Origin of the sequence: Planococcus halocryophilus (assembly GCF_022489025.1) — a bacterium.
Lineage (GTDB): Bacteria > Bacillota > Bacilli > Bacillales_A > Planococcaceae > Planococcus > Planococcus halocryophilus_A.
Genome location: NZ_JAKVTG010000024.1, coordinates 19,307 through 27,530 on the forward strand (window position 1 = coordinate 19,307; position 8,224 = coordinate 27,530).

At 42.2% G+C, this 8,224-nt stretch carries 11 protein-coding genes; all 11 read right to left on the reverse strand.

Annotated elements, in window-relative coordinates; all coding sequences use genetic code 11:
- Positions 1 to 9 precede the first annotated feature (9 nt).
- Positions 10 to 1,542 (reverse strand): 2,3-bisphosphoglycerate-independent phosphoglycerate mutase, encoded by a 1,533-nt coding sequence (gpmI, locus tag MLE13_RS17185; protein ID WP_240751009.1) that lies wholly within the window; start codon positions 1,540 to 1,542, stop codon positions 10 to 12.
- Positions 1,535 to 2,296 carry a triose-phosphate isomerase gene (gene tpiA, locus MLE13_RS17190; protein ID WP_240751010.1) on the reverse strand — a complete coding sequence of 254 codons (762 nt, stop codon included), beginning with the start codon at positions 2,294 to 2,296 and terminating at the stop codon, positions 1,535 to 1,537. The genes gpmI and tpiA overlap by 8 nt, the downstream gene beginning before the upstream one ends.
- A gap of 27 nt (positions 2,297 to 2,323) precedes the next feature.
- Complete coding sequence (locus MLE13_RS17195; RefSeq protein ID WP_240751011.1) at positions 2,324 to 3,508, reverse strand: phosphoglycerate kinase; 1,185 nt, start codon at positions 3,506 to 3,508, stop codon at positions 2,324 to 2,326.
- A 111-nt stretch (positions 3,509 to 3,619) separates the two neighbouring features.
- The gene (gene gap / locus MLE13_RS17200) at positions 3,620 to 4,627 is read right to left on the reverse strand and encodes a type I glyceraldehyde-3-phosphate dehydrogenase (protein WP_240751012.1); all 1,008 of its coding nucleotides are present in this window, start codon (positions 4,625 to 4,627) and stop codon (positions 3,620 to 3,622) included.
- Positions 4,628 to 5,671 (reverse strand): sugar-binding transcriptional regulator, encoded by a 1,044-nt coding sequence (locus MLE13_RS17205; RefSeq protein ID WP_240751013.1) that lies wholly within the window; start codon positions 5,669 to 5,671, stop codon positions 4,628 to 4,630.
- A 107-nt stretch (positions 5,672 to 5,778) separates the two neighbouring features.
- A complete protein-coding gene (locus MLE13_RS17210) occupies positions 5,779 to 6,009 on the reverse strand; it encodes a glutaredoxin family protein (RefSeq protein ID WP_240751014.1) in 231 nt (76 codons plus the stop codon).
- A gap of 410 nt (positions 6,010 to 6,419) precedes the next feature.
- On the reverse strand, positions 6,420 to 7,049 hold the full coding sequence (locus tag MLE13_RS17215; protein WP_240751015.1) for a hypothetical protein: 630 nt from the start codon (positions 7,047 to 7,049) through the stop codon (positions 6,420 to 6,422).
- A 104-nt stretch (positions 7,050 to 7,153) separates the two neighbouring features.
- A complete protein-coding gene (locus MLE13_RS17220) occupies positions 7,154 to 7,480 on the reverse strand; it encodes a hypothetical protein (protein ID WP_240751016.1) in 327 nt (108 codons plus the stop codon).
- Positions 7,434 to 7,685, reverse strand: coding sequence for a hypothetical protein (locus tag MLE13_RS17225; RefSeq protein ID WP_240751017.1), 252 nt, complete (start codon positions 7,683 to 7,685; stop codon positions 7,434 to 7,436). The genes MLE13_RS17220 and MLE13_RS17225 overlap by 47 nt, the downstream gene beginning before the upstream one ends.
- A gap of 145 nt (positions 7,686 to 7,830) precedes the next feature.
- Positions 7,831 to 8,034, reverse strand: coding sequence for a hypothetical protein (locus MLE13_RS17230; protein ID WP_240751018.1), 204 nt, complete (start codon positions 8,032 to 8,034; stop codon positions 7,831 to 7,833).
- On the reverse strand, positions 8,027 to 8,224 hold a 198-nt coding region (locus tag MLE13_RS17235; RefSeq protein ID WP_240751019.1), incomplete at its 5' end, for a hypothetical protein. The genes MLE13_RS17235 and MLE13_RS17230, both read right to left, overlap by 8 nt.

Below are 8,224 nucleotides of genomic sequence, written 5' to 3' on the forward strand. Positions count from 1 at the left end.
CAGCTCCCTTTAATATAATGGTTTTCCGGTCATTTCAACCGGTTGTTCAACATCTAGCATTTTCAAAATAGTTGGTGCTAAGTCGGCAAGAATGCCACCTTTGCGAAGTTCATAACCTGATTTCGTTAAAATTACCGGTACTTGATTGGTCGTATGTGCCGTCATTGGTAGCCCTTCTAACGTGCGAACTTCGTCAGCGTTACCATGGTCAGCCGTAATTACCGCTGAACCGCCTTGTGCGTGTAGCGCATCTACTATACGACCCAGACATTCGTCTACCACTTCGATAGCACGCATTGTCGGTTCGAGCATGCCACTATGACCAACCATGTCTGGGTTTGCAAAGTTCAAGATGATCGCATCGTGTGCGCCCGCTTCAATTTGCTCAACTAGACGATCGGTTACTTCGTAAGCACTCATTTCTGGCTGCAAGTCATAAGTCGCTACTTTCGGTGAATCGACTAAAATTCGGTCTTCGCCTGGAAAGACTTCTTCGCGACCGCCGCTCATAAAGAATGTTACGTGTGGATATTTTTCGGTTTCTGCGATACGTAATTGAGTTAAGCCATGAGAAGATAAAACTTCACCAATCGTGTTTTCTAAGTTCAATGTGTCGAACGCCACACGCGTTGGTAATTCTTCGCTATAAGAAGTAAATGTGATATAGCTTAAGTTTTCAGGATGTTTATCGCTTACTGAAAATCCACTAAAATCTTCACGAATAAACGCTGAAGTCAGTTGAATTGAACGGTCTGGTCGGAAGTTGAAGAAAATTAACGAATCTTCAGAATCGATTGTTGCAACTGGCTTTCCATCTTCCTCAATCGCAAATGGTACAACAAATTCATCTACAACGTCTTCATCATAGGAAGACATAATGCCTGCCTTTGCCGATTCTGCTGTTTTGCCAACTCCGTCAATTAACACTCGGTACGCTAATTCTAGACGTTCCCATCGTTTGTCACGGTCCATTGCGTAATATCGTCCGCTAATCGAAGCAAACTTACCGACACCGATTTCTTGCATTTGCTTTTCTGTTTCCTCTACATATTCAAGCGCAGATTTCGGTCCTACATCTCGTCCATCGAGAAAACCGTGAACAAAAACTTCAGTTAATCCTTGTTGTTTTGCAAGTTTCAATAACGCGAAAAGATGTGAGTAATGGCTGTGTACACCGCCATCTGATAATAACCCTAAAATATGAAGTGCTTTGCCATTGTTTTTAGCATTAGCAATGGCTTCAAGAAATGCAGGGTTTTCAAAAAAATCACCATCACGAATCGCTTTGTTAATACGCGTCAAATTTTGGTAAACGATGCGCCCAGCACCAATGTTCAAATGGCCAACTTCTGAATTGCCCATTTGACCATCCGGCAACCCGACAGCTTCACCTGAAGCTGTCAGCATTTCATGCGGGTAGGTTTCCCAAAGTCGGTCAAAATTTGGCTTGTTTGCTTGTGCAACTGCATTTCCGAAAGTTTCTTCACGACAACCAAATCCATCTAAAATGATGAGCGCCGCTGGATGTTCGGTTTTACGCATTTGAACCAGCCTCCAACAACTTAACAAAAGACTCGACTTCTAAGCTGGCACCGCCAACTAATGCTCCGTCAATATGTTCCATACCCATCAATTCAACAACATTTGCAGGTTTTACACTGCCACCGTATTGAATACGAAGTTGTTCAGCTGTTTGATCTTCATACAATGAGGCAACTTTTTTGCGGACAATCCCACAAACTTCGTTTGCATCTTCAGCAGTAGCCGTTTTTCCTGTACCAATCGCCCAAATAGGCTCATACGCAATGACTAACTGCGCAATTTGCTCTTCAGACAATCCAGAAATCCCTTTTTCTACTTGAGCTTCGACAACAGATCCTGTTTCACCATTTTCACGGTGTTCAAGTGTTTCACCGACACATAAAATCGGAACTAAACCATGAGCAAAAGCGGCTTTGACTTTTTGATTTACTGATTCGTCCGTTTCATTGAAATATTGGCGGCGTTCTGAGTGACCAATAATGACGTATTTAACGCCAATATCCGCTAATTGTACAGGACTGATTTCCCCTGTAAAAGCACCTTCGTCTTGTTCAGACATTGTTTGTGCGCCGATTTGAAGCGCGCTTTCTTCTGAAGAAACGACGAGTTGCGCTAAGAATAACGCTGGTGCGCAAATAACAGCATCCAATTTTTCAGTATTCGGCACTAAGCCGTTTACTTCTTCCACAAATTGTTTTGCCTCTGACGCTGTTTTATACATTTTCCAGTTTCCTGCAATAATTGGTTTTCTCATAAAAGCACTCCCTTTCAATTGATCGATTTATTTATCGGTTAATGCGCTAACGCCCGGTAGATCCTTGCCTTCCATAAACTCTAGTGAAGCGCCTCCGCCAGTAGAGATATGGTCCATTTTCTCAGCTACATCGAATTTTTCAACAGCTGCTGCTGAATCTCCACCACCGATTACTGTGTAACCTGAAGTTTCAGCCATGGCTTGTGCAACAGATTTTGTCCCATTTTCAAATGCTGGCATTTCAAAAACACCCATTGGTCCATTCCAAATGATCAATTTCGAATTTTTAATAACATCTGCATATAATGCAACCGTTTCAGGACCGATGTCTAGTCCCATCCAGTCTGCTGGAATTTCTGTGATTTTCACACTTTTTGTTTCAGCATCTTTTGAAAATTCGTTAGCTACAGTTGCATCTACCGGCAAATAAAATTTAACGCCTTTTTGTTTTGCTTTTTCGATAAACGAGTTAGCCAAGTCTAATTTGTCTTCTTCAACAAGAGAGTTTCCGATTTCATAGCCTTGCGCTTTGATAAACGTATACGATAACCCTCCGCCAATGATTAAATTATCCACTTTGTCTAACAAGTGCTCAATAACACCAATTTTGTCTTTAACTTTCGCACCACCAATAATTGCCGTAAACGGACGATCAGGCTCAGATAACGCTTTACCTAAAACATCTAACTCTTTTTCTAGCAATAAGCCTGATACGGCTGGTAAGTGGCTTGCAATACCTGCTGTCGAAGCATGTGCGCGGTGAGCTGCACCAAATGCGTCATTGACGAATACATCTGCTAGTGATGCAAATGCTTTTGAAAGTTCTTCTTCATTTTTTTCTTCACCTGCATGGAAACGAACATTTTCAAGTAAAACGATATCGCCTTCTTGCATCGATGAAATTTCTTGTTCAACTTTTTCACCAATTGATTCGTCCAGGCTTTTCACATCTTTATGTAACAATTCGCCTAAACGAACACCTGTTGCAGCAAGTCTCATTTCTTCATTGACCTCGCCTTTTGGTCGACCTAAATGACTAGCCAAAATTACTTTTGCACCTTGTTCGACTAAGTATTCGATTGTTGGTACAGCTGCACGGATTCTTGTATCATCCGTGACTTTGCCTTCTGACATCGGTACGTTAAAGTCGACACGGCAAAATACGCGTTTCCCTTTTAAATCCAAATCTTTCATGGTCATTTTCTGCTGCATGAAAATACCTCCTATTTGTATTCAAAAAAATAAGGAGCGGGGTAAGTTCCCCGCCCCTTTTACCCTCTTTTATTATAGAGGTTCATTGGTAATTAAGCTATAATTTCGGGATTACAATCCCGTTTTGTACATATGAAGCGCAAGGTCTACACAACGGCTAGAGTAACCAGACTCGTTATCGTACCAAGAAAGAACTTTAACCATGTTGTCGCCAACCATCATTGTTGAAAGGCCATCGATTGTAGCTGATGCTGTGTTGCCGTTATAGTCTCTAGAAACAAGCGGTAGATCGCTGTAATCCATCAAGCCTTTTAATTCGTTTTCTGAAGCTTCTTTTAACGCATTGTTTACGTCTTCGACAGTTACATCTTTTTCAAGGTGAGCAACTAAATCGATAAGTGAAACGTTTGGTGTTGGAACGCGGATTGCCATCCCATCAATTTTGCCTTCTAATTCAGGCAATACTTTTGCAACTGCTAAAGCTGCTCCAGTTGTTGTCGGAATCATTGATTCTGCAGCTGCACGCGCACGACGGAAGTCACTGTGCGGAGAGTCTAAAAGAATTTGGTCATTTGTATAAGAATGAATTGTTGTCATCATTGCGTGTTTGATGCCAAAACGTTCATTCAATACTTTTGCCATTCCTGCAAGACCGTTTGTTGTACATGAAGCGTTAGAAATAACATTATGCTCTTTCGGGTCATACGTTTCATGGTTTACACCCATAACAAGTGTCTTCATGCCGTTTTTACCTGGAGCAGATACGATTACTTTTTTCGCGCCAGCTTCGATGTGTTTAGAAGCAGAAGCAGCATCTGTGAAGAATCCAGTAGATTCAACAACGATGTCTACGCCGTGCTCGCCCCAAGGAAGGTTTGCTGGATCTTTTTCAGAAAATACGCGGATTGTTTTGCCGTTAACAACAATGTTATCTCCGTCAACTGAAACTTCAGCATCTAAAATCCCGTGAACTGAATCGTATTTCAAAAGATGTGCAAGCATTTTTGCATCTGTTAAATCGTTTACTGCTACCACTTCTACTTCGTCATTTGTTAAAGCTTGACGAAATACAATACGTCCAATACGTCCAAATCCGTTAATTGCTAATTTTAAAGTCATTTATAATTCCTCCAATTTTTTAGTTAGTTCGATAATTTTTCGTGCAGCACCCTCGTCTGTGATCAACACTGTCGGACTGGCTGCATTTTTAGCATAAGACAAAATCGCTCTTGCTTTAGATTCACCACCAGCAACTGCTAAAACGGTTTTTGCTTTTTGCACCTGCTCTAATTGAATGCCCGCTGTGCGGATACGATAAACAATTTTTCCGTCTTTATCAAAATAGTAGCCGAAAGCTTCACTCACCGCTCCGCCTGAACGAATCATTTCAACTTCTTCTAAAGAAGAGTGACGGCGAACCGCCATTTCTTCCGCATCGCCAATCCCATGGACAACAACATCCGTTTGATCATACAAGTCCATCATCTCTTTAATAACAGGTTCTTTCATCATCATTTCAAATGCCTCTGCACTTAAGTGATCCGGCAAATAAAGTGTTTTAAAAGAACCACCTGTTTTTTCAGCAAATGCCGCTGCGATGGTATTGGCTTGGTGCAAAACATCTTCTCCAAGTCCACCACGTGCTGCGATGAACTGAAGAGCTCGATCAGATTTCCCAATCGATAATTCTTTAGAAATAGCGGCCATCGTACTGCCGCCAGTTACGGCAATTTTCTTGTAGCGACCAAAAACGGTTTCAAGTAACTTGGCTGCTTCTTTGCCGATGTGGGATTTCACAGCTGGAATTTCATCGGAATTTTGAGGCAAGATAACTACTTTCGAGATTCCTAAAATCGATTGCAACTGTACTTCCATGTCTGTCAGTCCAGAAATTTCGCGGATAAACACTTTTAGTCTGTCTAGCACTTCCATTCCTTGCGAAGTAACTTTCATACCTGCCGTCTTCATCTCGATCAACTGCTGATTTCTCAGTAAGTCTGTTTCTTTCCTGATTTCACGTTCTGTGCCCCCGGCAACCTCACACAAGGTTCGTCTGCCAATTGGCTGTTCTAAACTTATTATTTGTAAAATTTGATAACGTTTTTTTAGGAGTTCGGACATTTCCGGCATCAGCTTTTGCTGAGCGACAGATAATGCATCCATATTTTCACTCCGTTCTGATTGGACAATTTTCGTCCCACTTGTTAATTTTGCGTCCCACTAAATTCATTCTACCCAATCTTTCTTTTAATTGCAAACAAAAAGAAGCGTTAATTTTCTAACGCTTCTACTAATTCTACATAACCAATATTGCCGTATAATAATATTTCGTTATCTTTTTCTAATACCGGAATCATTAGCATGTACTTTTCGTGTAAAACATCATCACTTTCGATATCTACTTCCGTATAAGAAAATGGGATGTCTTCATTAACAAGTTGAATCATCAACTTAGCTTCATCACAAAGTGGACAGTTAGCGCGAGTATATAAAGTAAACATTGTTCCCATCCTTTCAATTCTTTTCATTTTTTCTGGCTATACCCTTTGCTTTTAATATAGTAAACACATAGCCCACACTATTTTCTTTTACACAAAAATGACTCTGTTCACCTAGTTAGGTGAACAGAGTCTGTTAGTTTTAGAATGCCCTCGGAAGGAATCGAACCTCCATTTCAAGAACCGGAATCTTCACAAGGTTGCATAGCGGTAGTTAGCCGTTAATCTAAACGTCAATTTCGAGTATTGCTGTAATTCTAACGTAAGATTATCGGCAAAGTCAATATGTATAGCAAGCATGTCGCTGAGATTGCGATTCTAAGGCGTTTAACTTTGTCATTGCGTATTACTTTGCGTAAGCATTATGTATACCGGCAAAAGGCGCTCTAGTTGCGCCCTTGCTCGGCTGTTCTTTAATTTCCGCGCATGAAAGAGCCGCTATGCTGATTATCGCGCAAGTGGCTGTATGCGGGATGCGTAAAGCGTAATCTGCGGTAGTCTTGAGCGGCTCCTACGCGCTTCTTCGCTTTAAGCTCGTCAAGACGTTGCTCCTCCGGCGTTTTCATTTCGGCAAGCGTATCGTTTACCTTGCGCAAGTCGTTAAGCGCAATCTCGTCGCCATTGACGCGGCTAAGTGCTTGGGGCAATTTCAAACGCAAGATAGCAAGCGCTCCTTCGCTCATACCGTCGAGCCGCGATTCAAAGCGATTATATGCCGCATACTTATCGGCATCCGTGCGCGCCATCGTAATATCGGCAATATACGAGTCTAGCGCGTAATCGGTTTGCTGTCTTTCCGTTTCCGTCGTATAGAACCTAGCCGTTTTTGCTTGTGATTCTGCTTGCTCGATTTCTTGCGCAATGGCTTGGTCGTGGGCGTTGGATAGTTCGGCAACTTTTGCGTCAAGCTCGGCTCTAAGCGCTTTAATTTCATAGTCTTGCACGTCCTTATCTTTGTAATACGGATTTTCGCTAGTGCGAATTTTATCTACGTCATTTCTAAACTTTGCAACTGCTTTATTAATTTGCTGTTCGTGATTCATTATTCATTTCCCCTTTTAGTTTTTGTTTTCTTCGGCGTGCATATTTTTACGAATGCAGTAGATAATGCTGGCAATAGACATATGGCAATAAGCGCGTATATCATTTACCATCTGCCACCCCGTAAATGCGTTGTAATGGTTGGTAGTTCGGCATTCGTCGTGAGCTCGTCATGCAATACGAGTTTTTCCTCTACTAGATAATCGTTGATGCGGATTTTTGCGTCTTCATACGCGGCATAGTCGCTCTTTAATTGCGTCTTATAATGCGCTTTGAATATTGTCTCGCCGGTATCGCAAGCAATAAGAATAATCTCTACGCGCCTGTAATCGGGTAGCCGCTCTATGCGTATATTGCCGGCGGCATAGCCTTCTAGCTTTTGCGTATTATCTGCGGGAATCGCGTCGCTCCCTTTGCCTCTGAATAACTGCATTACGCTTTCGCTCCTTTACTTCGTCTTTTTCGCTGAATTGTAAATATACGTGCTTAGGCGTTTGCCATCGACGTTCGCCGGGAATTGCATCGGCAATCTCTTCTACTTCTTCTACAAGCGCTCGTATCCAGTGAGGCGTTGCATCATCGTAGCGCGCCGGCTTCTTCGGTGCTCCGTTTACTTCATTGCGTCGTTTTCTTGGCATATTCGTTTACCCCTTCGTTTTTATGCGTGCATACGACAGTTTTGAGACGTTTTAAGCCGTTTTAAGCACGTTTTTTATTTCACTAATGTGTTTGTAACTAGAAATATTGAAACGTCTTAAAACGCATTTAAACGCCTCAGACCTGCTATTGAATACTTACGGCAAATAGGCGCTCAGCACTTCGTCTTTGTTCGGCGGGTATCTTATACTGCATTGCTCCGCTCGAATAAGTTGCCATAATGCGCCATCCTTTAGGCTCTTTATAGCGGCGTATGCTCCTTATAAGCTCCGCGTCTTCCGTATAGCCTGCAAGCCATCCTTCTTCTAATCGCCATAGCTCATTATTCATTGCTCTCGCCTCGTTCCGGCATATACTTCTCTAAGCCATGTGCGGCAATCTGTTCGGCTGACATAAGGCGCAAGCGATAAACGGTTATATCTCCGCCGCGCGTCTCATACCAAAACTTATGAACCGGCGGCAATATTTCGATAGCAGGAATTTCCGCTTTCTTTTCTTCCATCATGCTCCGATGCCTCCA